General features: G+C 64.2%; 20 protein-coding genes and 1 tRNA gene. 4 read left to right on the top strand and 17 right to left on the bottom strand.

Annotated features, from left to right (window positions below; genetic code table 11):
- Window positions 1-170: 170 nt before the first annotated feature.
- Window positions 171-1,157 (bottom strand): cellulase family glycosylhydrolase, encoded by a 987-nt coding sequence (locus HLH45_RS13745; protein WP_033478414.1) that lies wholly within the window; start codon window positions 1,155-1,157, stop codon window positions 171-173.
- Window positions 1,158-1,610: 453 nt separating this feature from the next.
- Here HLH45_RS13745 and HLH45_RS13740 point away from each other — a divergent pair, with 453 nt between their 5' ends.
- Window positions 1,611-3,467 carry a putative bifunctional diguanylate cyclase/phosphodiesterase gene (locus HLH45_RS13740; protein ID WP_008571252.1) on the top strand — a complete coding sequence of 619 codons (1,857 nt, stop codon included), beginning with the start codon at window positions 1,611-1,613 and terminating at the stop codon, window positions 3,465-3,467.
- A gap of 196 nt (window positions 3,468-3,663) precedes the next feature.
- Here HLH45_RS13740 and HLH45_RS13735 read toward each other — a convergent pair whose 3' ends face one another.
- From HLH45_RS13735 to HLH45_RS13730, 3 genes are all read right to left on the bottom strand, one after another.
- Window positions 3,664-5,226 carry a sodium/sugar symporter gene (locus HLH45_RS13735; protein ID WP_033478418.1) on the bottom strand — a complete coding sequence of 521 codons (1,563 nt, stop codon included), beginning with the start codon at window positions 5,224-5,226 and terminating at the stop codon, window positions 3,664-3,666.
- An 80-nt stretch (window positions 5,227-5,306) separates the two neighbouring features.
- On the bottom strand, window positions 5,307-5,441 hold the full coding sequence (locus HLH45_RS21935) for a hypothetical protein (RefSeq protein ID WP_008571254.1): 135 nt from the start codon (window positions 5,439-5,441) through the stop codon (window positions 5,307-5,309).
- 41 nt (window positions 5,442-5,482) lie between these two features.
- Complete coding sequence (locus HLH45_RS13730; RefSeq protein WP_033478419.1) at window positions 5,483-8,095, bottom strand: glycoside hydrolase family 3 protein; 2,613 nt, start codon at window positions 8,093-8,095, stop codon at window positions 5,483-5,485.
- A 434-nt stretch (window positions 8,096-8,529) separates the two neighbouring features.
- On the opposite strand from HLH45_RS13730, the gene HLH45_RS13725 reads away from it, so the two are divergent.
- Window positions 8,530-10,485, top strand: a complete 1,956-nt coding sequence (locus HLH45_RS13725; protein WP_033478420.1) for a PhoX family protein — start codon at window positions 8,530-8,532, stop codon at window positions 10,483-10,485.
- 216 nt (window positions 10,486-10,701) lie between these two features.
- Here the strand turns inward: HLH45_RS13725 and HLH45_RS13720 are convergent, their stop codons facing one another.
- From HLH45_RS13720 to pcnB, 8 genes are all read right to left on the bottom strand, one after another.
- Window positions 10,702-11,325 carry an ATPase gene (locus tag HLH45_RS13720; RefSeq protein ID WP_008571257.1) on the bottom strand — a complete coding sequence of 208 codons (624 nt, stop codon included), beginning with the start codon at window positions 11,323-11,325 and terminating at the stop codon, window positions 10,702-10,704.
- Window positions 11,326-11,328: 3 nt separating this feature from the next.
- A complete protein-coding gene (locus tag HLH45_RS13715; protein WP_008571258.1) occupies window positions 11,329-11,673 on the bottom strand; it encodes a type II toxin-antitoxin system prevent-host-death family antitoxin in 345 nt (114 codons plus the stop codon).
- A 154-nt stretch (window positions 11,674-11,827) separates the two neighbouring features.
- On the bottom strand, window positions 11,828-13,342 hold the full coding sequence (pgi, locus tag HLH45_RS13710; protein ID WP_008571259.1) for a glucose-6-phosphate isomerase: 1,515 nt from the start codon (window positions 13,340-13,342) through the stop codon (window positions 11,828-11,830).
- Entirely contained in the window at window positions 13,339-13,719 is a 381-nt protein-coding gene (gene panD, locus HLH45_RS13705) for an aspartate 1-decarboxylase (RefSeq protein ID WP_008571260.1), read from the bottom strand. Before panD ends, pgi begins: the two co-directional genes overlap by 4 nt.
- 175 nt (window positions 13,720-13,894) lie before the next feature.
- Window positions 13,895-14,737: a pantoate--beta-alanine ligase gene (gene panC / locus HLH45_RS13700; protein ID WP_008571261.1), complete on the bottom strand. Its 843-nt coding sequence runs from the start codon at window positions 14,735-14,737 to the stop codon at window positions 13,895-13,897.
- Window positions 14,734-15,549 carry a 3-methyl-2-oxobutanoate hydroxymethyltransferase gene (gene panB, locus HLH45_RS13695; RefSeq protein WP_008571262.1) on the bottom strand — a complete coding sequence of 272 codons (816 nt, stop codon included), beginning with the start codon at window positions 15,547-15,549 and terminating at the stop codon, window positions 14,734-14,736. Before panB ends, panC begins: the two co-directional genes overlap by 4 nt.
- Window positions 15,550-15,584: 35 nt before the next feature.
- Window positions 15,585-16,070: a 2-amino-4-hydroxy-6-hydroxymethyldihydropteridine diphosphokinase gene (gene folK / locus HLH45_RS13690; protein WP_008571263.1), complete on the bottom strand. Its 486-nt coding sequence runs from the start codon at window positions 16,068-16,070 to the stop codon at window positions 15,585-15,587.
- A gap of 3 nt (window positions 16,071-16,073) precedes the next feature.
- Window positions 16,074-17,441 (bottom strand): polynucleotide adenylyltransferase PcnB, encoded by a 1,368-nt coding sequence (gene pcnB / locus HLH45_RS13685; RefSeq protein ID WP_008571264.1) that lies wholly within the window; start codon window positions 17,439-17,441, stop codon window positions 16,074-16,076.
- Between the two features lie 49 nt (window positions 17,442-17,490).
- Here pcnB and HLH45_RS13680 point away from each other — a divergent pair.
- Window positions 17,491-17,565, top strand: a tRNA-Glu gene (locus HLH45_RS13680).
- A 485-nt stretch (window positions 17,566-18,050) separates the two neighbouring features.
- Here HLH45_RS13680 and folE2 read toward each other — a convergent pair.
- Both folE2 and HLH45_RS13670 read right to left on the bottom strand, forming a co-directional pair.
- The gene (gene folE2, locus HLH45_RS13675; RefSeq protein ID WP_033478421.1) at window positions 18,051-18,968 is read right to left on the bottom strand and encodes a GTP cyclohydrolase FolE2; all 918 of its coding nucleotides are present in this window, start codon (window positions 18,966-18,968) and stop codon (window positions 18,051-18,053) included.
- Between the two features lie 36 nt (window positions 18,969-19,004).
- On the bottom strand, window positions 19,005-20,180 hold the full coding sequence (locus tag HLH45_RS13670) for an N-acetylmuramoyl-L-alanine amidase (protein ID WP_033478422.1): 1,176 nt from the start codon (window positions 20,178-20,180) through the stop codon (window positions 19,005-19,007).
- A 703-nt stretch (window positions 20,181-20,883) separates the two neighbouring features.
- Between HLH45_RS13670 and HLH45_RS13665 the strand changes: the two genes are divergently transcribed.
- Window positions 20,884-21,318, top strand: a complete 435-nt coding sequence (locus HLH45_RS13665; RefSeq protein WP_008571267.1) for a hypothetical protein — start codon at window positions 20,884-20,886, stop codon at window positions 21,316-21,318.
- Here HLH45_RS13665 and HLH45_RS13660 read toward each other — a convergent pair.
- The 3 genes from HLH45_RS13660 to xylA all read right to left on the bottom strand — a co-directional run bounded on the left by HLH45_RS13660 (window position 21,302) and on the right by xylA (window position 25,908).
- Window positions 21,302-22,801: an MASE1 domain-containing protein gene (locus HLH45_RS13660; RefSeq protein WP_033478423.1), complete on the bottom strand. Its 1,500-nt coding sequence runs from the start codon at window positions 22,799-22,801 to the stop codon at window positions 21,302-21,304. The genes HLH45_RS13665 and HLH45_RS13660 overlap by 17 nt on opposite strands.
- Before the next feature lie 256 nt (window positions 22,802-23,057).
- On the bottom strand, window positions 23,058-24,485 hold the full coding sequence (locus HLH45_RS13655) for a sugar porter family MFS transporter (protein WP_008571269.1): 1,428 nt from the start codon (window positions 24,483-24,485) through the stop codon (window positions 23,058-23,060).
- A gap of 85 nt (window positions 24,486-24,570) precedes the next feature.
- Window positions 24,571-25,908, bottom strand: coding sequence for a xylose isomerase (gene xylA / locus HLH45_RS13650; RefSeq protein WP_011347136.1), 1,338 nt, complete (start codon window positions 25,906-25,908; stop codon window positions 24,571-24,573).
- Window positions 25,909-25,913 lie beyond the last annotated feature (5 nt).

The raw sequence follows: 25,913 nt of genomic DNA, 5'->3' as shown, positions 1-25,913 counted from the left end.
TCGCCGAACCCCACGCGGCATGGACGCTGGGTGTGGAGGCTGACAAGGACGCACCTGCAAGCGCGTTCCGCGCCCGTGTGCCGGCCCTGTAGCGGCGCGCAGATCGACAGCGTTGCAGAGTGCCCTTGTGCGTACCGAAAAACTACCGCGGCCGACTGCAGGACTTCATCTCACAACGGGCCGAACACGCTTGCCCGACGCGAGGTTGCTGTGATGCCGTCGGCGCCCAGGATCAAGTTGCGCCCCCAGGTGCTCAGTTGTGCCGCATTCCAGCCGATCGCGATATCCAGCGACTTCGTGCTGCTGTCGTTGCCCGACCATGACCAGCCCATGTAGCCAACGTTGTAGTCGCGCGCGCGGCGCATGATCGCCGCTTCGTCCACATGCGCACCGCGATGGTCGCCACCGAATTCGCCGATCACCAGCGCCAGCTTTTTATTGTTGAAGGCGCGCAAGTAATTGTTGATCGTGGCATCGCTGCCGAACACTTCGTACATGTGCACGCTGAACATCAGGTTGCGGCGGCTGTCGCGGGCCAGCAGCACAGCGGCGTTGTCGCGCATGTAGAACTGCCAGTCCTGGCCCCAGTTGGGCGCATCCACCATCAAGGCGTGGGTCAATCCATTCTTGCGCAAGGTGGCGATGGCGGTGGCATGGCCGTTGACCCATTCGCTGGCAGTTAGGCTGTTTCCGAACGGTTCGTTGGCGATATTGATGACCACATGGTCTTCGTTGCCGATCAGCGCCTTGCGGATGCCGATCCAGTAATTGGTCGCATTGACCAGATTCGCAGCGGCGGTGTCTTCGCCGTAGCCGGTGGTGTCGTGGACCTCCAGCACGGCGATCAAGCCCAGGCTTTTGCAGCGCGCGATGATGCGGACCACATCGGCCTCCGGTGTGCGCGTCCAACGGTAGCCGGAACTGAGCACGACGCGCACGCTGTTGGCGCCGGTGGCCGCGATGGCTGCCAATGCCGCATCGGTGCGGCCCGCATACCAGGCATGCGGAAGGTTGACGCCGCGCAGCACCAATGCGTTGCCATTGGACTCGCGCAACTGCGTACCGGACACCGTGAGCCCTGCATGGGCGGCAGACGACAGCGCCAGACCGGCGACGACGAGGAGCGTGCGTTGTGCAAAAGACAGCAATGAATTCACGATGATTCCAAAATAGAAATGACAAGAGCCGCGATGGCGAAACTCACAGCGCGAGTGAAGACTGTGTCAATTCGTGACACGCATAAGGCGAATGCACATCACAAAAGCAGACATCGGCGAAAGAGCATTGGCTGCATGCGCGATGCAGATGGTTGCGTTGCGTCGGCACCGCTGCGGTCAAAAGGTGATCGGCAGCGCGCGCGGGATATTTAGGCGCTGCCACCGGACCACACATGCGCCTTGCGCGTGGGTGTTGGCACGCATTCCAGCCCCGGCAGACGGCGTACGGCCTGCGACAGCGCCGCGCAGATGGCCTTGGAATCGCGTGCGACGCGCGTCTGGCGCGGACACGGCACTGTTCATGCATCCCAACGCGGCCTGGGCCGCGTGCTGCAACTGAACGGCGCCAATCATCGCCAATCAAGGGATCACGCTTCAGGCCGATACGAGCGCATGCCTTCCCTGCCTGCCTCTGTCGCGTCTCTTCTTCCGCCCACGCTCGACGAGTCCACCCGGCTCGAGGTGCTGCGCGGCCTGTGCCTGCTGGATTCGCCGCCAGACCCGGTGTTCGACACCGTGGCCGCCATGGCCGCGCGCAGCCTGGACGCGGAAATTGCGTTGGTATCGCTGGTGGACGAGCACCGCCAGTGGTTCAAGGCACGCATTGGCCTGGAAGCGCGCGAAACGCCGCGGAGTCAGGCGTTCTGCGCGCATGCGATCCGCTCGGACGAAGTGATGGTGGTGCCGGATGCGCGGCTGGATCCGCGCTTTTGCGACAACCCGCTGGTGCTAGGGCCGCCGTTCATTCGCTTCTATGCCGGCGCACCGCTGAAGCTGCGCGATGGCCATAGCATCGGCACCTTGTGCGTGATCGGCACCAGCCCGCGCGAGGGACTAGATGCAGCAGCAATCACGCAACTGGAAGGCCTGCGCGACCTGGCCGTGCTGCGCGTGGAAAACCTGCGCAGTACCACCTACCGCGATGGTCCGACCGGGCTGCCCAACCGCGCGCGCTTTAGCGAAGACCTGGATACCTGGCTGTCGCAACGCGACACTGCACCGGCCACCACGGCGGTGGCCATCGATGTCTGCGGCAGCGATTATTTCCGCGATATGGTCAAGGCGCTGGGCTGGGAATACGCAGACGGCTACGTCGCCCTGGCACAGCGTCGCCTTGCCGCCTATCTGCCCGGCGGCACCCTGTTGTATCGGTTGGACCCGACGACCTTCGGCTTCCTGGCGCAGGCGGAAGGCCAGCGTCTGGCCACGCTATGCACCAAGGTCGCCAAGGCGTTCACCGAGCCCTTGGAACATCAGGGCATTCCGCACACCGCGGTGGCTTCGATCGGCGCGGTCTCGCTGCAGTCCAGCTACGGCGCCGCCGATACCATCCGCTCGCTGACCACCTCGGTGGATATTGCGCGCGAGCGCTGCCTGCCGTGGAGCCTGTACGAGCGCAAGCACGATGTTGCCCAGCGCAATACCTTCCGCCTGCTCGCCGCCCTGCCCGCGGCCCTGGACAGCGCCAGCCAGCTGCGCCTGCACTTTCAACCGCGCGTGGATCTGCACGACCACCGCTGCGTCGGCGTGGAAGCCTTGCTGCGCTGGCAGCACCCGATGATCGGCCCGGTGGTGCCGTCGGATTTCATTCCGATGGCCGAGAAAACCGCGCTGATCAACCGCATTACCGCCTGGGTCATCGACAACGGCATCGCGCAGGCAGCGCGCTGGCAGCAGCAAGGCCTGGACTTCAACCTGGCCCTGAACGTGTCGGCCGCTGATCTGGATCGCCCCGGCTTTGCCGGCCTGCTGCGGCGCGGCCTGGATCGTCACAAGCTGGACCCGCGCCGGCTGGAAATCGAATTCACCGAAAGCGCGATGATTCGCCACCCCGACCACCTGGCCGAACAACTGGCCACCATTGCAGCGCTGGGCGTGCATATCGCCATCGACGACTTCGGCACCGGCTACAGCAATTTCAGCTATCTCAAGCAGCTGCCGGCCAGTTCGTTGAAGATCGATCAATCCTTCATCCGTTCGCTGCCGGACAGCCGCACCGACCGCACCCTGGTGCCGGCGATGATCCAGCTTGGCCACAGTCTGGGCCAGCGCGTGGTGGCCGAAGGCATCGAATCGGCGGAAGCGTACGCGCAATTGCGCGCCTGGGGATGCGACGAAGGCCAGGGCTACTGGATCGCCAAACCGATGCCGGCCGCCGCGCTGGAAACCTGGCTGGAAACGCCGTGGCACGAGCAACATGCCGCGCCGGTCAACCTGCTTGCCGCCAGCTTGGCCGCGGCACGCGTCTAAGCGCAGCCAGCACACCAACCGCGTCCACCACTCGGCGGCGCAGGCGGTACTTGAGTGGCATCTGCCACGCGGGCGCAGTGGCTGCCGCGGGCCATCCAAACGCGCTTGACGAGGGCTCGCGCCGCCGAAACGGCAGGCTGTCAACGCAGCGCGGCGCGACACCGAGGTGCCGCGCCGCGTTTCAAGACATCACTGCTTACCAGAACACGGTGTACAGCACGATCAGAATTGCGATCACGCCCGCCGCGCCGATCTTGAAGCCGGGCGTGGTGCCGTAGGCAACGTCGTTGGTACGGATCAGATCGCGTGCCTGGGTGGCCGGCGTCAGCAACGACACCACCGCCGCCAACACCAGCGCGGCCACGAACACCAAGCCGATGCGGTCCATGAACGGCAGTTCGGGCCAGGCGAACTTGAGCGCGAACGACAACACCACCGAGCCGATCGCCGCGGTGAGTGCGCCGGCTTCGTTGGCGCGCTTCCAGAACAGGCCGAGCATGAAGATCACCACCACGCCGGGAGTGAAGAAGCCGGTGAATTCCTGGATGAACTGGAAGCCCTGATCGAAGTTGCCCAGCAACGGCCGCGCGGTGAGGATGCCGATCAGCACCGACAGCGCGGCCACGATACGGCCTACGCGCACCAGCTGTTTCTGCCCGGTCTGCGGGCGGAACTTGGCGTAGAAATCCAGGGTGAAGATCGTCGCCACCGAATTGATCTTCGAGGCCAGCGAGGCCACGATCGCCGCAACCAACGCGGCAAACACCAGGCCCAGGATGCCGGTCGGCAACAGCTGCATCATGGTCGGGTAGGCCTGATCGGGCTTGGCCAGATCCGGCGCCAGCACCACCGCGGCAATGCCCGGCACCACGATCACCAACGGCATCAGCAGCTTCAGGAACGCGGCAAACACCATGCCCTTCTGCGCCTCGCCGATGTTCTTGGCCGCCAGCGCGCGCTGGATGATGTACTGGTTGAAACCCCAGTAACTGATGTTCATCACCCACAGCCCGCCAAGCAGCACGCTCAGGCCCGGCAGATCCTTGTAGAACGGGTTGTCCTTGGTCAGGATCATGTGGAAGTGCTCCGGGTGCGCGCTCCACAGGTGCTGGAAGCCGGCCAGCACGCCGGCACCGTCGCCGATCCGCGCCAGGGTCAACCCGGCCACCAGCAGCCCGCCCAGCACCAGCAGGGTGACCTGCACGATGTCGGTCAGCGCCACCGCCTTCAGCCCGCCGTAGAGCTGGTAGACCAGCGCAAACACGCCAATCAGTGCCAGCGCCAGGGTCTGGTCCATACCGGTGACCTGGCTGACCGCGATCGATCCCAGCCACAGGATCGAGGTGAGATTGACGAACACGTACAGCAGCAGCCAGAACACCGCCATCAACGTGCGGATCCACTTGCCGTAACGCTGCTCCAGAAACTGCGGCATGGTGTAGATGCCATTGCGCAGGAAGATCGGCAGGAAGAACTTGCCGACGATCAGCAGCGTCAGCGCCGCCATCCATTCGTAGGAGGCGATCGCCAGGCCGATCGCATAGCCGGAACCGGCCATGCCGATGATCTGTTCGGCCGAAATGTTCGCCGCAATCAGCGAGGCGCCGATCGCCCACCACGGCAGCGACTTGCTGGCCAGGAAGTAATCCTCGGCGCTCTTGCTGTGGCCTGCCTTCTCGCGCGAGACCCACTGCGCAAGCACGAAGATGCCGGTCAGGTAGACCAGCACGATCACGATATCCAACGTCGCCAAACCCACTGCACTCTCCTGTCTGGCTCTGGGATGTGCATCGAACGCCAGACAGGCCTGCAGAATGCCGCCGCAACGCACGGCGTGCGTCACGGCAGCGCGGCGAACCGCAGCTGCAGGCCATCCCGGCCGATCGACGCGCGCGTCCCGCGGCGGCTGATGACACCACCGATCAGGGTGGCCGCTATACCGCGCCGCCAGCACTGGCGACGCGCCTGTTTCATCCGATCTCCCGCAGGCGCGCCCACGCCTGCGGGAATGCTGCTTACTTGACCGGGCAGTCGACGGTAACTTCGGCTTCGTTGAGCGCACCCAGCGCCACCTTGGACACCGACAGGTCCAGCGCGGCGGCGCTTTCGATGCTGGCGACCTGGGTCAGCTTACTCACATCCGCACCGGCCACTGCAAAGCACTTGAGCGGCACGCCGACGACTTTCCACTGGCCTTGCGGCAGCGCGGCCAGGGTCTTGCGCACATCCACGCGACCACCGCACTTGTCGCCACAGCCCACGCCCAGCCACACCGGCGCGGTCACGGCGCTGTCGCGGCGCAGGGTCAGCTGCAACTGCACATCGCCGTTGCTCTCACGCGAGACGTCCACCGGCTTGGCGGACACCAGCAACACGCTGGAGGCGGTGCTGCCGGACCACACCAGGCGGCGCGCATCTTCCTGCGCCTTGTGATCGACTGCGCTCATCTTCAGGCTGCCATCGGACAGGCCCACCGGCAGCGTGGTTGCCGGCATGTTGGCCTGGCCGGCGTTGGACAGCTGCATCGCGATACCCAGTGCCGGCTTGCCGCGCACGAAGTACATCCCGCCTACCGACTGCTCGCCGGACACGCCCGACTCTTCCGGCAACGCCGCCAGGTCGCCCTTGTCGGCATAGGTCAGGCCAAAGCCGAACTTGAACTGCGGGTCGTAGTCCTTCTGGCCGACGTTGTTGGCGAACTGCACCGCGGTCTTGGGCCAGGAGAAGCTGAGCTTGCCCTTGAAGTCGTTCTGCACCGAGCCATCGGCCTTGCGCAGCAGCACATCGGCAATGCCCTCGCCTTCGGAACCCGGCAACCAGGCAGCGACGAACGCGTCGGAGGCGTTGATGTACTGGTTCATCCACAGCGGACGCCCGCTCAGGAACACCGCCACCACCGGGATGCCGTCGGCCTTGAGCTTCTTGATCAGGGCCAGTTCGCTTTCATCGCCCGGCTTGTACAGCAAGGTAGCGATATCGCCCTGGAATTCGGCGTACGGGTTTTCGCCGAACACCACCACGGCCACGTCCGGCTTGGTCTTGTAGGCGCCGTCCACGGCCAACTCGGCGCTGCCGCCGGCGGCCTTGATCTGCTTGTCCAGGCCTTCCCAGATGGTGGTGCCGTTGGGGTAGTCGCTGCGCTTGGTGCCGGTGCCCTGCCAGTTCAGGGTCCAGCCGCCGGACTGCTTGCCCATGTCGTTGGCGCCATCGCCCACCACCAGCACGCGCTTGGTCGGATTCAGCGGCAGGATGCCGGCCTGGTTCTTCAGCAGCACCAGCGACTCACGTACCGCCTGGCGGGCGATCGCACGGTGTTCGGGTGCGCCGAGCAATTCGTACTTGCCACCGAGTGGGCGCTTGGACGGCTTGCCGGCCTCGAACAGGCCCAGGCGCATCTTCACACGCAGGATGCGGCGCACGGCATCGTCCAGACGCTCGGCCGAAATCTGGCCGGACTTCACCGCCGCCAGTTCGGTTTCGTAGATACCCTTCCAGCTGTCGGCGGCCATCGCCATGTCGACACCGGCAATGAACGAGGCCGGGCAGTTCTGGTTGGTGCAGCCCTTGACCTGGCCGTGGCCATTCCAGTCGCCGACCACGAAACCGCCGAAATTCATCCGGCCCTTGAGCACGTCGGTCAGCATGACCTTGTTGCCGTGCATCTTTTCGCCGTTGAAGCTGTTGAACGAGGCCATCACGCTCTGTGCGCCAGCGGCAATCGCAGGCGGATAACCGGCAGCGTGGATATCGCGCATGGTGGCTTCGGACACCTTGGTGTCGCCCTGGTCCTTGCCGTCGGTGGTGCCGCCATCGCCGACGAAATGCTTCACCGAGGAAATCACGTGGCTGCCGTCCAGGAACTGCGGCGTGCCCGGCACGCCCTGCACGCCTTCGACCATCTTGCCGGCAAAGCTGGCCACCACGTCCGGCGACTCGGAATAGCCTTCGTAGGTGCGGCCCCAGCGATCGTCCTGCGGCACGGCCACGGTGGGCGCGAAGGTCCACTCCATGCCGGTGACGCGGGTTTCGGCAGCGGTGACTTCGCCGATCTTCTTGATCAGGTCCGGGTTGCGCGTGGCGCCCAGGCCGATGTTGTGCGGGAACAGCGTGGCGCCGACGATGTTGCTCTGGCCGTGCACCGCATCGATGCCGAAGATGATCGGAATCGCGTTGCCACCCTTGGAAGTGTCCATCGACGCCTCATAGAACGCGTCGGCCAGCTTCAACCATTCGGCCGGGCTGGCGTTGTACTTGCCGCCCGGATCGGAATTGCCGCCGGCCAGCACCGAGCCGATGCGGTACTTGCGCACGTCATCCGGGGTCATGCTGGCGATATCGCCCTGGATGGTCTGGGCGACCTTCTCTTCCACGCTCATCTTGGCCATCACATCGGTGATGCGCTGCTCCAGCGCCGCGTCCTGCGGGAACGGCCACTTCGGCGACGGCCACTGGTCCGGATGGATGGCGGTCGACGCCTCGGCAGGTGCGGCGGCCGTGGCGGCCTTGCTCGCTTCGGCAGCAGTGTCCTTGCCTTGGCAGGCGGCCAGCATCAGCACCGCCGCAGCGGTGGCCAGGCAGAGGGCGCGACGCGCGACGGGCGCGGCGGTACGACGGAGCAGCTTGTCCAAGATTCGTTTCTCCAGGGTGGTTCTCCCACGGCGATGCGTTGCGCCGCAGGCCATTAGGCGGCGTACGCTTGCGTGATTCCCCTACCCTGTCAACCACAGCTGCCCGTATGCCGAATACCGGGCAACTTATTGGCCGCGGCTATAGCATTGGAATACCGGCAGCACCTGTGAAACCGCGCAAAACCACCCAATCCGCTGCCGCGTCTGACAGCGCGAGCAGATGCACTTTGCTGCATCGCACCACCCGCCGGTCTGACCAATGCGCAGCATCGGCGTGTCAAGGGAACCTGGCAGCGCTCGCTTGCCACGACACGTTCGAACCCAGGCCAACGGGTGAGCCTGCTGTCAAACAAGTGTCATACCAGCGGCCTAGCGTGACCGGCTTGGCGATGCGCCATTGCCATCGTCGATCGTCGCCTTTGCCTGGAGTTTCGATGTCCCCCTCCCCCGACCCCTCCCGTCGTCGCCTGATGCAATTGCTGGCGGCCGTTCCCCTGTTGCCGCTCGGCAACGCCAGCGCTGCCGCCCTGCAACAGCTTGGCGGTGCGGCGTGGGCCGCGCGCCCGTTGCGGCCATCGGAGAACCCGACCCGCCTGGTCTCGGCCACCTTCCACGGCATGCCGGCGCCGAGCCTGGCCGACCCGGCGGCAATGGCCACCACCACGGTCGGTTCGGCACTCAGCGTGACCCGCAGCGACGGCAGCACGCAGCGCTACGCACTGGCCTACCACCCCTTCTTCATCACCGGCGATCAGGTGCCGGACGGCAACGGCGGCACCGTGCTGGCTGGCGGCTACTACGACATCCAGCATCGCCCGATCATCGACCGCTCCAAACCCGGTGCCGAACGTCCGTTCTTTTCCGATTGCCCGGACGGCTCCTCACTACTGACCCTGCCCAATGCCAAGGTGCCAGGCGTCAAGGGCAACCACGTGTTCGCAGTGGTGCAGTTCGAATACACCACCCGCGACCAGGCCGGCAACGACACCAACCGTCACCTGCCTGCGCCGATCGCCGTGTTGACGCTGGATCAGGACCCGGCCACCGGCAAGCTGTCGCTGGTGAAGTACCACAACGTCGACACCGCACCGGTCCATGGGCTGTGGACCACCTGCGGCGCCAGCCTGTCGCCGTGGAATACCCACCTGTCCAGCGAAGAATACGAGCCCGATGCCACGGCATTGGCCGGCAACACCCAGTTCCGCAGCTACAGCACGCATCTGTACGGCGACCCGAATAAAGCCAATCCGTACCACTACGGCCATCTGCCGGAAATCACCGTGCACCCGGACGGCACCGGCAGCGTGCGCAAGCACTACTGCCTGGGCCGCATCTCGCACGAGCTGGTGCAGGTGATGCCCGACCAGCGCACCGTGCTGATGGGCGACGACGCGACCAACGGCGGGCTCTTCATGTTCATCGCCGACCGCAAGGCCGATCTCTCCGCCGGCACGTTGTATGTCGGCAAGTGGCACCAGACCTCGGGCATCGGCCCGGGCGCGGCCACGCTGCGCTGGATCAAGCTCGGCCACGCCACCAGTGCCGAGATCCAGGCCATGGCCGACCGCCTTACCGCCGCCGACATCCTCGACGTGCACCTGAGCGACCCGGGCGATGCCTCGTTCACCAAGATTCCGTTCAACGGCACCTTCAACTGGATCCGCATCAAACCCGGCATGGAGAAGGCTGCCACGTATCTGGAAACCCATCGCTATGCCGCGCTGGCCGGCGGCAGCCTGGGCTTCACCAAGCTCGAAGGCACCACCGTCAACGCACGCGACAAGGTCGCCTACATGGCGATGTCCTACATCGTCACCAGCATGCTCAACGGCTCGGGCGATGTGAAAGTGCAGGGTCCGGAAGCTGGCGCGGTGTACGCCTTGAACCTGCGTGGCGGCCAGCGCGACAGCCAGGGCGCCCCGATCCACAGCGATTGGGTGCCGATCGACATGGCCGCCCCGGCTGCCCTCACCGGCCACAACCTGGCCAAGGCCGACGCACTAGGCAACCTGGCCGACCCCGAACGGATTGCCAACCCGGACAATCTCAAGTTCTCCGAATCGCTGCGCACCTTGTTCATCGGCGAAGACAGCAGCCTGCATGTCAACAATTTCCTGTGGGCCTACAACGTGGACAGCGGCACGTTGACGCGCGTGCTGTCGGTGCCGGCCGGCGCCGAATCGACCGGCCTGCACGCGGTCGACGAGATCCACGGCTGGACCTACGTGATGAGCAACTTCCAGCATCCCGGCGACTGGGAAAGCCCGCTGCACGACACCGTCAAGGCCACCCTGGATCCGTTGGTCCGCGCCAACTACAAGGACCGCTTCGGTGGAGCGGTGGGTTATCTCACCGGCGACCCGATGGCCGTGCAGTTGAGCAAGGCGTAAGCGCTGCCGTTTCCAGTTGCGGCGCTGCATGACGCGACAGCCGACACGTGCAGCGGGGCATTCCCGCTGCTGTCGCAGACCGGTAGGAGCGCGCACGGGCACGAGGAGCGTTGCCGATGTGGCCTGTCGCGCGCCGGTGCGCTCCTACGGGTACGGTCGATGGGTCTCTGGCTACGTCGGTGAGACGGATCTGACGCACGTGCCTGAGTGCGCCGCTCAGCACTGCCGTAACTCCAGCGCCGTCATCACGATGGGCTTGGCCCAATCGGGTACCTGTGCCAATTCGTCCGGCGTCTGCGGGTATTGCAGGCCGCTGCGGTCCAGTTCCAGTACCAGCATGGGCGATGCCTGACCCGCGGCATCGGCCGGTGCGCTGTTGTCGTAGACATGCAGCACGGCCAGATCGGGCAGCAACGCGATCAGGTTGGCGCGCGAGGCATCGTAACGCTCGCGGATCTTGTGTTCGGGAATGGCATGTCCGCCAGCCGCAACCCGCGCCGCCACGCGCTCGATGTGCAGCTCCACCGTCGCCAACCCGCAGAACCAGACCGCCACCGTGTGCTGGGCGCAGGCTTCGCGCAGCAGGCGCGGAATGGTCGTCGCGCCCAGCGTGGTTTCGAAGGCGAAATCGCTGTTATCGGCCATGGCCTGGCGCAGCCGCCGTACGCCTTCCTGCCAGGCCTGCGCGTTCGCTTCCGCAGGCGCCCAGCCCTGCTCCACCAAGTCCCTGGTGAAGGCGTCCGGGTTGAACCAGGTGGCGCCGTCCTCTTGCAGAAAACGACCCAGTAACGAACTCTTGCCTGCGCCATTGACGCCAGCCAGCACCAGAAGATTGCCCATCGCTTACAGCGACGGGCCCAAGGCGACCTTGCGGCCGCGGCGTGCCGGCGTGGCGATCGCCCTGGCCACGCCCGCACCCTCGGTCGCTGCGGCAAGATGCGCGTCGAACTTCGCCTGCAATGCCTGCAGCGACTGCGCGCGCGCCGAGGTTGCGGCCGCCGCACTCGCCTGATTGACCAGGCGCCGATACGCCTCGGCATCCACCACCACCGCTTCGGGATGATTGTGGTTGGTGATCACCACCGCCCCATGCGAGCGCACCTTGCGCATCAGGCTGGGCCAACCTTTTACCTTGATGTCGGCAGCGGGGGATTTTTCGAGATCGGGCAGATCCTGGAAGCGCGACATGGGGGCAGTCCGGACGGAGTGACGGCGATCAGCCTACTCTCAAATTCCCAATTTAGGAAATTTGTCCATTTTGACCTCAGCGCAGTCGGCCATGTCGTCCAAAACAAGACGGGGCCCGCAGGCCCCGTTCTCTGTCTGTACGATGCGCAACTGCTCAGCCGCGCAACTTGCTCAGCAGCTCGCGAGTCACCGGGTCGGCCACATCGGCCGCTTCGCCCTTCAGCGCCGGCAGCAACTGGCTGGCCAGCTGCTTGCCCAGCTCCACGCCGAACTGGTCGAACGCATTGATGCCCCACATCACCGATTGCACATAGACGCTGTGCTCGTACATCGAGATCAGCCCGCCCAGTGCCTGCGGGGTGAGCGCATCGAGCAGGATCACCGTGCTCGGGCGGCCGCCCGGGTAGCTGCGGTGCGGGTCGCTGCTGTCCTGGCCATTGGCCAGCGCCTCGGTCTGCGCCAGCACGTTGGCCATCAGCGCGACATGGTTTTCCGCGTACGGGTCGTCGTTGTGCACGGTGCCGATGAAATCGGCCGGCACCACGCTGGTGCCCTGATGCAGCGCCTGGAAGAAGCTGTGCTGTACATCGGTGCCCGCGCCGCCCCACCACACCGACACGGTATCGCTGTCCACTGCCGAGCCGTCGAGCTTGACGCGCTTGCCCAGGCTCTCCATTACCAGCTGCTGCAGGTACGCCGGCAGCAGCGCCAGGCGCTGGTCGTAGGTCATCACCGCGTGCGTGGCGCTACCGAGCAGGTTGCGGTTCCACACTGCGGTCAGGCCGTGCAGCACCGCGACGTTTTCTTCTAGGGGCGTGTTGAGCACATGTGCATCGAACTGCGCGGCGCCTTCCAGCAGTTGTTCGAAACGTTCGAAACCAATGGCCAATGCAATCGGGAAACCCACTGCCGACCACAGCGAGTAGCGCCCGCCCACCCAATCCCACATCGGCAGCACGCGGCCCGGTGCGATATCGAAGGCCTTGGCGGCGCGCTCGGGGTTGGCGCTGACTGCGTACAGCCGCTCGCTGCCACCGAGCCAGGCATGCAGGATGCTGCCGTTGAGCAGGGTTTCCTGGGTGCCGAAGGTCTTGGAGATCAGGATGCCGGCGGTGCGTGCCGGATCCAGCGTGGCCAGCGTGCGCTGCATCGCCGCACCGTCGACGTTGGAGACGAAGTGCACGCGGAACCGCGCCCCACTCACCGGACGCAGTGCATCGGCCACCAGCCGCGGCCCCAGGTCCGAGCCACCGATGCCGACACTGACGATGTCGGTGACCTCGGTCGCTTCCAGCTGCTGGATCAACGCACCCATGCGTTGGCGCACTTCTGTGGCGGTGGCGTAGGCCTCCGATGCCACGGGCGCGTCGGTCAAATCGCCGCGCAATGCGGTATGCAAGGCCGCGCGTTGTTCGGTGACATTGACCTGCTCGCCACGGAACAGGCGCTGGAACGCGCCGGCCAGATCGCGCTCGCGCGCGATGGCGAACAAGGCATCGAGCGCGGCGCGGTCATACTTCTGCCGCGCGAAGTTGAAATACAACGGACCGACTTGCCTGGCGTACTGCGTGGGCCGCTGCGGCTCGGCGGCAAGCAATGCGGGGATGGCAGCGCCGCGCAGGCGCTGGGCGTGGGCGTGAAGCGCGTCGAATCCGTTGGTCTGTGTCATGCGGCCTGCGTGGGGATGCTGTGGTTGGTGTGGGAGATCGCGTTGTGCGCGTTCACATATACCAGATTGGGCTTGAAGGTCTTGGCTTCGTCTTCGCTCATGCTGGCGAACGCCGCCACGATGATCAGATCGCCCACCTGCACGTGACGCGCTGCGCCGCCGTTGAGCGACATGATGCCGCTGCCCTCTTCGGCGCGGATGGCATAGGTGCTGAAACGCGCACCGTTGGTGACGTCCCAGATATGGACCTGTTCGAATTCGCGGATGCCGGTCGCTTCCAGCAGCAGGCCGTCGATGGCGATCGAGCCTTCGTAGTTGAGCTCGGAATGGGTGACGGTGGCGCGGTGGATCTTGGCTTTCAGCAGGGACAGATGCATGGACGGAAGGCAACGACAAAAGGAAAGCCGGCATTTTAGCGGAAAGCGCCCGCCCCTACCGGCTTGCGCGGCGGCCGGTGGTGAGGGCTTCAGGCCCGCGCAGCGCGAACAAACACGCGCGCCCGTTCGCTGTCGCTCCGGACCGCTCAGACGCCGCATCGCAGCGTCGGCCTGCTCAGAATTCCAGATTGTCGATCAGACGCGTGTTGCCCAGGCGGGCCGCGATCAAGGCCACGCGCGCGCCGGTGTGGCTGTCGCCCGGCTCGCTGAGGTCAGGCAGCCGCACCACCGCGTAATCGACCCGGAAACCGGCCTGTTCCAGCGCTTGGCTGGCGGCATCTTCCACCTGCGCACGCGGCGTGCCGGCGGCATAGCTGTCGCGCATCTGCAACAGCACCTTGCGGATCGTGGCCGAGATCGGGCGATCTTCCGCCGACAGATACTGGTTGCGTGAACTCATCGCCAGGCCATCGGCCTCGCGCACGATGCTGCCGCCCAAAATTTCGATCGGAAACGCCAGGTCGGCCACCATCTGCCGGATCACCGCCAACTGCTGGTAATCCTTCTTGCCGAAGGCGGCCACGTCCGGCTGCACCTGGTTGAACAAGCGCGCCACGACGGTGCACACGCCATCGAAGTGCCCTGGCCGGCACTCGCCTTCCAGCACATCGCTGACACCGGGCGCGTGGATCGGCGTGGCCAGCGCGGTGCCGAGCGGGTACATGGTGTCCACATCCGGCAGCCACAGCGCATCGCAGCCGGCATCTTCCAGGCCGCGCAGGTCGGCCTCAGGCGTGCGCGGGTAGCGCGCAAAATCTTCATTCGGGCCGAACTGGGTCGGGTTGACGAACACGCTGGAGACCACGCGGTCGGCGTATTGGCGCGCCAGCATCACCAGCGAATAATGCCCGGCGTGCAGGTTGCCCATGGTGGGCACCAGCGCCACGCGCAGGCCCTCGCGCTTCCAGCCATTGACCAGGGCGCGCAATGCGGAAAGATCGGTCAGGGTCTGGATCATGCGGCGTACGCGTGCTCTGCATCGGGAAAGCTGCCGTCGCGCACGGCCTGCGCATAGGCGCGCACCGCGCCGGCGACCGAGCCGCCTTCGGCCAGGAAATCCTTGACGAACTTGGGCCGGCGGTGGCCACTGTCCAGCCCAAGCATGTCGTGCATCACCAGCACCTGGCCGTCGCAGCCGGGGCCGGCACCGATTCCGATGGTGGGAACGCTAAGGTCGGCGCTGATCTGCGTGGCGATCGGTGTCGGCACGCATTCCAGCACCAACAAGCTCGCACCGGCATCGACCACCGCCTGTGCGTCACGACGCAGCTGCTCGCCAGCTTCGCCGCGGCCCTGCACCTTGTAGCCGCCAAACCGCAGCACCGATTGCGGAGTCAGGCCCAGGTGCGAACAGACCGGGATCTCGCGCTCGACCAGGTAACGGATGACTTCCAGCTTGTGCCCGGCGCCTTCGATCTTGACCATTTCCGCGCCGGCCTGCAGCAGCTGGGTGGCGGCATCCAATGCACGTTCAGGGGTGGCATCGGCTTGGAACGACAGGTCGGCCACCAGCAAGGCGCGATCGAGCGCACGGGCCACCGCGGCGGTGTGGTAGACCATGTCGGCGGTGGTCACCGGCAAGGTGGAATCGTGTCCCTGCACCACCATGCCGAGCGAATCGCCGACCAGGATCAGGTCCACGCCATGGGCGTCGAAGGTGCGCGCGAAACCGGCGTCGTACGCGGTCAACATGACCAGTTTTCGACCCTCGCGCTTGGCCTGCGCCAAGGCGGGCACGGTCCAGGGCTTGCTGTCGGCGTGGCTGCTCATGAAGTCATTACGTGGGGTGATAAGCCGGCCATTATCTACCCAATCGGCTCCAGCCCGCAGGTATCGATGGCGCGCAGGGCGCGCCGCACTGTTCCATGCCCCGGGATGATCGCCTCCGGCGCCAGCTCCGACAGCGGCAGCAGGGCGAAGGCGCGCGCGTGCAGATGCGGATGCGGCACCTGCAACTGCGGCAGGTCGATCACCTGATCGGCGTACAGCAGCAGGTCCAGGTCCAGCGTGCGCGGACCCCAGCGCTCGCCGGCGCGACGCTCGCGGCCGAACGCCTTTTCGATGCCGAGCAAGGCCTCCAGCAACGGCAGCGGCGCAAGATCGGTGCGCAGCTGGGCCACAGCATTGATGAAATCGGGCTGGTCTTCGCGGCCCCAGGCCGGCGTGCGATACAAACGCGAAGCGGCGATCAGCGTGGTCTGCGGCACGACGCCCAGCGCGGCGATGGCCGCGCGCACGCTGGCCTCGGCCTGGCCCAGGTTGGCACCCAGGCCGACAAAGGCGGTCTGCATGCCCTACTCGCCTGCGGGCGCGCCGGTCCGACGGCGGCGTCGGCGACGCTTGCGCGGTGCGCCCTCATCGCCGTCTTGGTCGGCCTGCGCCGATTCGATCGCATCCACCAGCTCCTGGCCGGACGACTTCTGCGCCTCACGCCAGAACTCCACATCGGCCGCGTGATCGGGCGATGCGAACTGACGCAGCACCAGGAAATCGAACGCCGCGCGGAAGCGCGGATGCGACAAGGTGCGGAACACCCGCTTGCGCTGACGCGAGGAGAAGCGCGTCTGCAGCAACCAGATTTCCTGCATCGGCAGCGAGAAACGGCGCGGCAACGCGACGCGCTCCAGCTGATGCAAGGTGACGCGATCGGCCGCACGGCGCTGCGCATCTTCCGGTTGCACGCCTTGCGCCTGCAGAGCCATCAGGGTGCGGCAGAACGCCGGCCACAGCAGCAATGCAAACAGGAAGGCCGGCGACACTGGCTCGTCGTTGGCCACGCGTGCATCGGTATTGCGCAGGCCTTCCAGCACCATGGCGCGCAACGCACCACTGCGATTGGACTTCAATGCCGCCGCGCTTTCGGGAAACAGCACGCCGAGCAAGCCATAGCGCTCCAGGCCTTCGAAGCTGGCCACACCGTGCCCGGACAGAAACAGCTTGAGGATTTCTTCGAACAACCGCGCAGGCGCAGCTTCGGACAGCAGCCCGGCCAGACGCGGAATGGGTTCGGCAGTGCCGGCTTCGATGTCGAAATTCAACTTGGCCGCCAGGCGCACCGCGCGCAGCATGCGCACCGGATCTTCCTGGTAGCGCAGCTCGGGGTCGCCGATCAACTTCATCAGGCGCGCCTGCACGTCTTCGAAGCCACCGCAGTAATCGCGTACCGAGAAATCCTCGATGGCGTAATACAGGGCATTGCAGGTGAAGTCGCGGCGGATCGCGTCGTCTTCGATGGTGCCGTAAACGTTGTCGCGCACCAGCCGGCCGTTATCGAGTTCGCGGTCGCCGCTGCCATCGTCGACGTTGGCGCGGAAGGTGGCCACTTCGATGATTTCGCGACCGAACACCACATGTGCCAGACGAAAACGGCGGCCGATCAGACGACAGTTGCGGAACAGCGCCTTGACCTCTTCCGGCGTCGCGTCGGTGGCCACGTCGAAATCCTTCGGGTGGCCGCCGACCAGCAGGTCGCGCACCGCACCGCCGACCAGATAGGCGCCAAAGCCCGATTCGCGCAGGCGGTACAACACGCGCAACGCGTTGGGGCTGATGTCCTTGCGCGAGATGGTGTGCTGGTCGCGTGGAATGACGCGCAGCGTGAACGGAGATGTAACTGAGGGTTCGATGATGGCGCTTCCGTCTTGTGTTGCAGGATTGCCCAACGGCTATTACCTCACTATACTAGCGCGCTGCACAAGACGTGACAAAAGCGCTCCCTTCGTCTAATGGTTAGGACGTGGCCCTCTCAAGGCTAAAACAGGGGTTCGAGTCCCCTAGGGAGCACCACGATCGGTCTGACTGCTAGACGCCAGAGCCCCGCAATGCGGGGCTTTTGCGTTGTGGCGCAGGCCCTTTGCATGTGCATTGGCCTGCGTGCCATCGCGCAGGCCGCGACCATCTCCGCCTCGCATCTAGCCCGGTCAGGACCGCAGGGGCCCGGGATTGGTCGAGGTTGGTTGCCGCATCCACGGCGCCGGATTCCATCTCAAATCCGCAATGCGGCAGTGCGTTGTCGGGATGCAATACGGCCAAGGCCCTCAACGCGCTCCAGCCAACACGCATGCAGATTCGCGGCATCGCATGGCAAGTGTCAGACGATGTGTCGATCTCAGGGACGCAGCTCAGATCAGCCACATCAGCACACAGAGAACGGGCCTCATCGCTGCGCGCTCGCCGGTACGCATTCGCTGCGCGGTGACGTGAGTGGAGGTGTTTCGCCCGTGCACCATGCGTGCCGGCCGCCCTGGGAATTTGCAGTGCATCGCGTTTGCTCACATGGTCGTCGGCCCAAGCACCGCGTCGTCGCTGTCGGTTTCGGCGACGGCATCGTGGGCATGCAGGCTTTCCAGATGGCGTACCGCCACATGGAAGGCCGCATAGTGCTCTGCCAGCTGCTGGCGCAGGCGTCGCGCCGCATCTTCGACATACATCAGGTTTGCGCCATTCAAGCGCGCAAATGCCTGTTCGTCGGGTCGCCGCACTGCAGCCTGCACCGGCGTCGCCAACGCCTGCTCGCACAGACCGACCAGTTGCCGGATGGCCAAGCGCTGCGCATCGGCGGGCAGCTCAACGCGTACCTGCGCCACGCTGCGTTGGCTATGCGGCGTGGCGTAGGAACCGTGGTCCTGCAGCCATTGCGCAACCTCGTCCAGCGCCAGCGCATCGCGCCCGGCATGTTGCTGCACGAATGCATCGCTCAGCAGCTGCCGCGACAACGCTGCCGAACAGGGGCAGGTAGAGGCGTACAACACCTCCACCTGGAGCTGGATCGTGGTGCGCCCTGCACTGCATTGCGCGGCGATGTGCACTGGATAGGCACGCCAGCCACTGAGCCCCTCACTGCGCAATGCCGGCGTGCGCAACATCAGTTCGAAGCTCAGCGTCAGCCGAGCGGCGCGGCTCGCGCAATCGGCATGACTGTCGATCAGCGCCTGCAATAACCCCGAGAGCATGGCCGGCGACACTGGTTGCTGCAGCTGCGTATCCAGCAGGCGGTACAACCGCGACATGTGGATGCCTTTCAGCTCTGCCCGCGGCAGATCGACCTGCACGCTGGCGCGTGCGGCAAGCTGGCCGCCACCGGCCTCCAACTGCACGGGAATGGCGATGTCCTGCATGCCCACCCATCGCAGGGGCGCGCTCAGCGTTGATGGTTCGGTCACAGCAACATCGGGAAGCGTAGCGGACATCGGGATCTCGTCGAAGATAAAGGTGACGACCGCGCCTCAGGCGCGGCCAGGAAACGCAGCGAAGTAGTCGTCGATTCCCGCATGCAATGTCTGCGCGAGTTCGTCCTGATGCGTATCGCTGCACAGGCGGCTGCAATCGTCGCGATTGCTCATGAAGCCGGTTTCCACCAGCAGCGACGGAATGTCCGGCGACTTCAACACCGCAAAACCGGCCTGCCCCACCTGGTTCTGATGCAGGCGCGTCACCTGCTGCAGGCGTTCCAACATCAACGTGCCGAATGCCAGGCTGCTGGCGATGGTGCCGCTCAGCGACAGATCGGCCAGCACCTGCGACAACACCGGATTGCTCGGCACCCGCAGCCGGCGCGCGGTGTCTCCCATGTCGTCGGCAGCGTTTTCGCTATCGGCGATCCAGCGCGCCAGTGCGGAGCTGGCGCCAGTCTGCGACAGCGCAAACACCGAGGCGCCCCGCGCTTGGCGCGTTGGTGCGGCATCGGCATGGATGGAGACGAACAGGTCCGCATTGTGGCGATGGGCGATCAACACGCGCTCGTGCAGCGGCACGAAGCGGTCATCGCTGCGGATCATGGTCGGCCGGTAGCGCGCATCGGACGCCAGGCGTCGATGCAACCGCCCGGCGACCGCCATGGCGACATGTTTTTCGTAACGCGCATCGGCACTGACCGCCCCCGGATCCTTGCCGCCGTGGCCGGCATCGATCGCGACCACGTAAGGGCGCAGGCGTGAATGAGCCGGCTGCGGTGGCTCTGTCTGCCCCGTCGCCGTTGCTGCTGGCGCGCCATCGCTCGTGGACAACACTACGCTGCCAGGCATAGCGGCAAGCTCCAGCACCAGCGCGCCGGCTTCCCAATGCAGGTTGGTCGAACATGGCTGCTGCAGGTCGAGCACGACGCGCAGGCCATCCAGATGCGGCGCACTGCGTATGCGGGTCACCGCAGCGCCGCCCGGTATCGGATCAATGCGCGGCGACTGCGACGACACGCCAGGCAGATCGATGACCACACGCTCGGGACCGGTCAACCGGAAACTGCGATAGGCAACCTGTGCGCCCAGCTCCAACCGAAGGCGCAGCAGCTCGCCCTGCTGCCGCATGCTGCATGCCCGTAAGACGGGAAGTCCTTGTGCAGACCCCAACGCCGGCGAAAGCATCAACACTGCAGCGGCGCCCTGCAGGAGGTGACGGCGCTTCATGCGCGCACCTCAAGACCCGAGCAATCGACCGGACACCGCAGACCGCAGCACTGACTGCGGCGCGATTCCAGACAACACATCCAACACAACGGGAGATAGGACACGGGAGGCAAGACTGCGCGGCGGCGATGATTTGTTATAAAGTAACATTAATTCCGCGAAAGAACGTCAGCTCTTCCTATCCTGCGCGCTTGCGTTCATCTTCTTGTCCCACAACCGGAAGGCGCGCACCACCCGCGACACTCGATTTCTTTAGCACTGCAATGAGTCGCTTATGCACCCCGGTGACCCATTCGATCCGAGACGACTCGCCGACTATCGTGCATTTAAATGGAAAACCTAATAATTTCCAGGTGGGCGGGTTACGCATTTCGAATAAACCGCTACTTGCCACAAAGTTATATGACTTTAAAAACCTGCCTTCTCAATTTCTACAACCGTGGCATCAAGTCCATGCAAGTGGGGACACACAATGTATGACGAATCCTGTCAGCTCTCGGCATTCCACAGTATACAAATAAAAGGTAGCAAGAATTATGGAAGTCAACCAGGAGAGTTGACACCCAGATAGCGTCAACACATTGACGCAAGGCAAGTGCAGCAACTTTTGACTTAGTCACTCACGAAACTACGGAGAAACACGTACCGTAGGCATGCCTGAATTGCAGGCGAATGTTTCCCGTGAACGGGAGAAGGCGAAGTCATGGAAGTGAAGGCAAAGCTGGCATTTAAGACCCTAGGCGCCGCCGCCATCGCGATGCTGGCGGTTACCGGTTCAGCAAGTGCATGCTGCCCAGGCGATGGAACAGTTGCCACGCTGGCTGCCACGGGCCTGGGCGAGTCCGTGCCCAACGCAACCAATCTTGCGGTAGATCCAACCTGGCGGATTTACGAATTTCAACGCGAGGGCATGCTGTATCTACAGATCAACGATGCAGCTGGCGTAGTGCGTGGCGCGGTTGGTCGCGCAGGCGAAGCTCTGTGGGTGCTGCCGATGGGTAAGGACGTCAATCGTGTGACGGTTTCGACGTTGACGAGACCAACGCTCGCACAATTGGTTTATCAGACCGATAACTTCACGGTGCATCTCATCCCGGGCACTGCTGGAGAGCGCTGGATTGTCACACGGACGAAGTGATCGAGACGGGCTCGGCGACTAGCAGACTCAGGGTTCGCGTATGGCGGCGGCGAAACATGCCGCCATGCGCTTTCAGTCGCGCCCGCAATTCGGCACCCGCTTCAGTTGTGTCGCGCTGCACTACATCCAGCAATGAACTATCAGCGAAGATTCTGATAACAACGCCCTGTGAACCACTACTTTTCCATGTGCGAGCTTGCACAAGGTGCCGCTTAGCTTGGGGAAGCATTTCGAACGCGTTGAGAGCGCACCTATACGCGGCCAGCTGCAAGCCAAGTGATAGATCGCCACAATTACCACGCAGCGCGTGATGGATCTCAGTGTTATAAAATCGTGCCAGTACGGGTGAGCGCAGCGCCTGGTACACCCCATGCGTCTCGATTTCTAGCGGATATAACCCCCCGACGTACTCATGCAGCAGTCGCGACTCGATGACTCCTGCTCTGGTCATTTCCATGGCTGCTGCGTGATGCCCACGCTCACGCAGTTGAGCGACACAATCCTTGCGTAACCGGTTTATATGAACATTTATATCCGAATAATCCACAACGCGATTGCGAAGGGTGCGCTCTGCAGCCAGATAGCCCGCCTGAGCAAACTGCAATGCGGCCAGTTGTGCCTGCTCCTGTCTCCCTGCCTGCGTGTATGCGGAGGCCAACCGTGAACCGAGGACAAAGAGTCCCGTCGCAATCACTGCAATCAGTAGCTGAACACTGAACAATTCGGAGTCATATGCGGCGATTCCGTACTTCGACCTAGACAACGCTGCAATCAGGTTTGCCAGCAAGGCGCCAGCCGCGGCTCCCCGCCAGCCATGACGGAGCGTCAGAACGATTGCTGGCCCAGTAAGCGACGCCATCAAAACCTGTCGCAGGAGTGGCTCAGGGACAACATTGGCGGTGCAAAACAATGCTGCCATCGCAAATCCGGCAACTGCACTGTCACGCACCAAATCGTCGCGAAGATAGCTTTCAGCACGCCGGTACCAAAGCAAACCCGGCAGCAAAAACATCAAAATTCCGAGGTATGAACCCAGCCAAGTCCTCAACAGAATCTCAAGGGGAGAGCTAGCTATCGGGCCACCAAGCGTGACATTCAACGCCATGCCACACAGCGTACTCCACAAAGCGAGAATCGCCATGATGGGAAGAATGCGATTACGGGTAATGACGTCTGGTGTATGACGGCGAATTCCCGACACAGCGAGGGCGACCGCAGGCGCGAATAGGAAAGGACTCAGGTATGCCCAAATCGGGGCGTAATCCCTTGTCTCCAACATCGGGACACGCAACCAGAGCATTGCGGCGGCATCGCCCACTAAGAGAAACGGCCAACGACGGTATGGCATGAATAAAAGCGACGCAGCCCTCAGGCCAGCCGGTAGATACCATTGATCAACAGACAGATGCCAGACAAGCAAGTAGACAACGCAATAACCCAGACTGAGCAGAAGCCCTTCAGCCAGCTCTCTTGCTACTGCCATACAACCACTCCCTGGTTCGTCGACGAATTTTGTCTAGTGTGAAGCCATTTGCCACGCCGCGTATAGCTGAAGCGCACAGATCGCGAGAGTGATAAGCGCAACAGCTCTTTGCGCCATCCCTGCCCAATATTCTTGCACTTCAGTGGTGCGATTGGTGACTGTCGTTACCTCGCCTCTCACTTGACTCACTCAACAAAGAAGGCCGCGCAGTGCGCGGCCTTCTTTGTTTTCGATGCCGATATCGGCATAAATGCCATCAGCCCTCCATCTGCTCCAACTCCTTGCCCTTGGTCTCGTAGACGTACTTGAGCACGAAGAACACCGAGATGAAGGCGGCGACGGTGTAGATGCCGTACGCACCGGCCAGACCGATACTGCCGAGCAGGATCGGGAAGCTGACGGTGATGGCGAAGTTGGACGTCCACTGCGCGGCACCGGCAATGGCCAGGCCCGAGCCGCGGATCTGGTTGGGGAACATTTCACCAAGCATTACCCACATCACTGGGCCCCACGAGGCGTTGAAGAACACCACGTAGACGTTAGCGGCCACCAGGGCGAGCATGCCCATGGCATCGGACATCGCAAGCTTGCCGTTGGGATCCAGCGAGGCAGTGGCAAACGCGTAGGTCACCAAGGCCAGCGAGACGGCCATGCCGGCCGAGCCGATCCACAGCAGCGGCTTGCGGCCGATCTTGTCCACCAGCATCACCGTGACCAGGCAGGCGCCGATGCTGAGGCCGCCGGAAAGCACGTTGATCAACAGCGCATCCTGCTCGGAAAAGCCCACTGCCTGCCACAACACCGCGCCGTAGTAGAACACCACGTTGATGCCCACCAGTTGCTGGAACACCGCCAAGCCAATGCCGATCCAGACGATGGGGCGGATCTTGCCGGTGGCCTTGTTGATCAGGTCGGAGAACTTGGGCTTGTGCTGGTCGGCCGCCATCGAGGCGGAAATCTCGCCCAGCTTGGTCTGCGCGGCGGCGTTGCCGTACAGGCGCTTGAGCACCACCAGCGCCTGCTCGCGGCGCCCCTTGACCACCAGGTAGCGCGGGCTTTCCGGGATGACCAGCAGCAGCAACAGGAACAGGATGGAGGGAACCGCCTGCATCCAGAACATCCAACGCCAGGCGGCCTGCCCGGCCCAGAGCGGCTCGGTGGAAGCGCCGGCGGCGTTGGCCAGCAGGTAGTTGCTCAGAAACGCGCAGAACAGCCCGCTGATGATGGCGATCTGCTGCATCGTGGCCAGCCGGCCGCGATAGCGCGCGGAGGCGACCTCGGCGATGTAGGCCGGCGAAATGACGCTGGCCGCCCCCACCGCGAAGCCGCCCATCACGCGGGCGAAGATGAAGAAGCCGGAACTGTGCGAAGCACCGGCGCCGATGGCCGAGAGCAGGAACAGCGCAGCGGAAATGATCAGGACCGCGCGGCGGCCCCAGCGGTCGGCCAGGCGGCCGGCAAAGAAGGCGCCGATGGCGCAGCCCAGCAGCATCGAGGCGACCTCGAAGCCGGTCTCGGCGGCGGTGGATTGGAAGGTCTGTTTCAGGCCGTCGACGGTGCCATTGATCACGCCGCTGTCGAAGCCGAACAGGAAGCCACCGATCGTGGCCACGCAACTAATCAGGATGATGAAACGGGTGTTCTCGCCGGCATCGGGGGCGCCGTCAATGGAAACACTGGACATGGGTTCACCTGGGAACGTGCAAGGGAGCGTCCACGGGGGTGGCCGCCATCGGCCGGCGACGCAATGCGCCGCCGGCCACGGGACATCAACGCGTCAGATACTGATTGATCAGGTTTTCATACGCTTCCTGGCGGCCGCTGAGTTGCTGGGGCGCATTGCTGGCCGCGTGCTTGGCCAGATCGGCCAGCGTGGTCTTGCCTGCGGCAAAGTCCGCGCCGGCGCCGCTGTCGAAGCTGGCGTAACGCTCGGCACGCCATTGTTCCAGCGGCGAGGCGGTCAGCAGCGCGTTGGCCACTTCCAGCCCGCGTGCGAACGCATCCATGCCGCCGATGTGGGCCAGGAACAGGTCCTGCGGGTCGGACGATTCGCGACGCACCTTGGCATCGAAGTTCAAGCCGCCCGGTGCCAGCCCGCCCTGCCGCAGCACCACCAGCATCGCGCCGACGGTGTCGTACAGATCGGTCGGGAACTGGTCGGTGTCCCAGCCGTTCTGCGGGTTGCCGCGGTTGGCATCGATGCTGCCGAGCAGGCCGGCATCGGATGCCACCTGCAGGTCATGCTCGAAGCTATGGCCCGAAAGCGTGGCGTGATTGGCTTCGATATTGAGCTTGAAGTCCTGATCCAGGCCATGCTGGCGCAGGAAGCCGATCACCGTGGCGCTATCGAAATCGTACTGGTGCTTCATCGGCTCCATGGGCTTGGGCTCGATCAGGAAATTGCCCTTGAAGCCGATCGCGCGGCCGTAATCACGTGCCAGGGTGAGGAAGCGCGCCATGTTGTCCTGCTCGCGCTTCATCTGCGTGTTGTGCAGGCAGGCATAGCCTTCGCGGCCGCCCCAGAACACGTAGTTCTCGCCACCGAGTTCAACGGTCGCATCGATCGCGGCCTTGACCTGCACCGCCGCACGCGCCACGACATTGAAGTCCGGGTTGGTCGATGCACCATTCATGTAGCGCGGATGCGAGAACAGGTTGGCCGTGCCCCACAACAGCTTGATGCCGGTGTCGGCCTGACGCTGCTTGGCGATGCCCACCATGTGTTTGAGATTCTTTTCGTACTCGCCGATGTCGTCGGCATCCGGTGCCAGGTCGATGTCGTGGAAGCAGTAGTAGGGCACGCCGAGCTTGGTGAAGAACTCGAACGCCGCATCGGCCTTGGCTTCGGCACGGTTCAACGCGGTAGTGCCCGCATCCCACGGATACGCCCGCGTGCCCGGGCCGAACGGGTCGGCGCCATTGCCGCAGAAGCTGTGCCAGTAGGCCACGGCAAAGCGCAGATGCTCGGCCATGGTCTTGTCGCCGATGGTTTTGTTGGCGTCGTAGACCTTGAACGCGAGCGGGTTGTCCGAATCGCGGCCTTCGAAACCGATCTTGCCGATGCCGGGGAAATATTCTTTCGCGCCGATGTACACGGTGTTGCTCATGGGGT

The sequence above is a fragment of the Xanthomonas euvesicatoria genome (assembly GCF_013112235.1).
Taxonomy (GTDB): domain Bacteria; phylum Pseudomonadota; class Gammaproteobacteria; order Xanthomonadales; family Xanthomonadaceae; genus Xanthomonas; species Xanthomonas euvesicatoria.
This window is presented reverse-complemented; position numbering and strand designations above follow the sequence as displayed.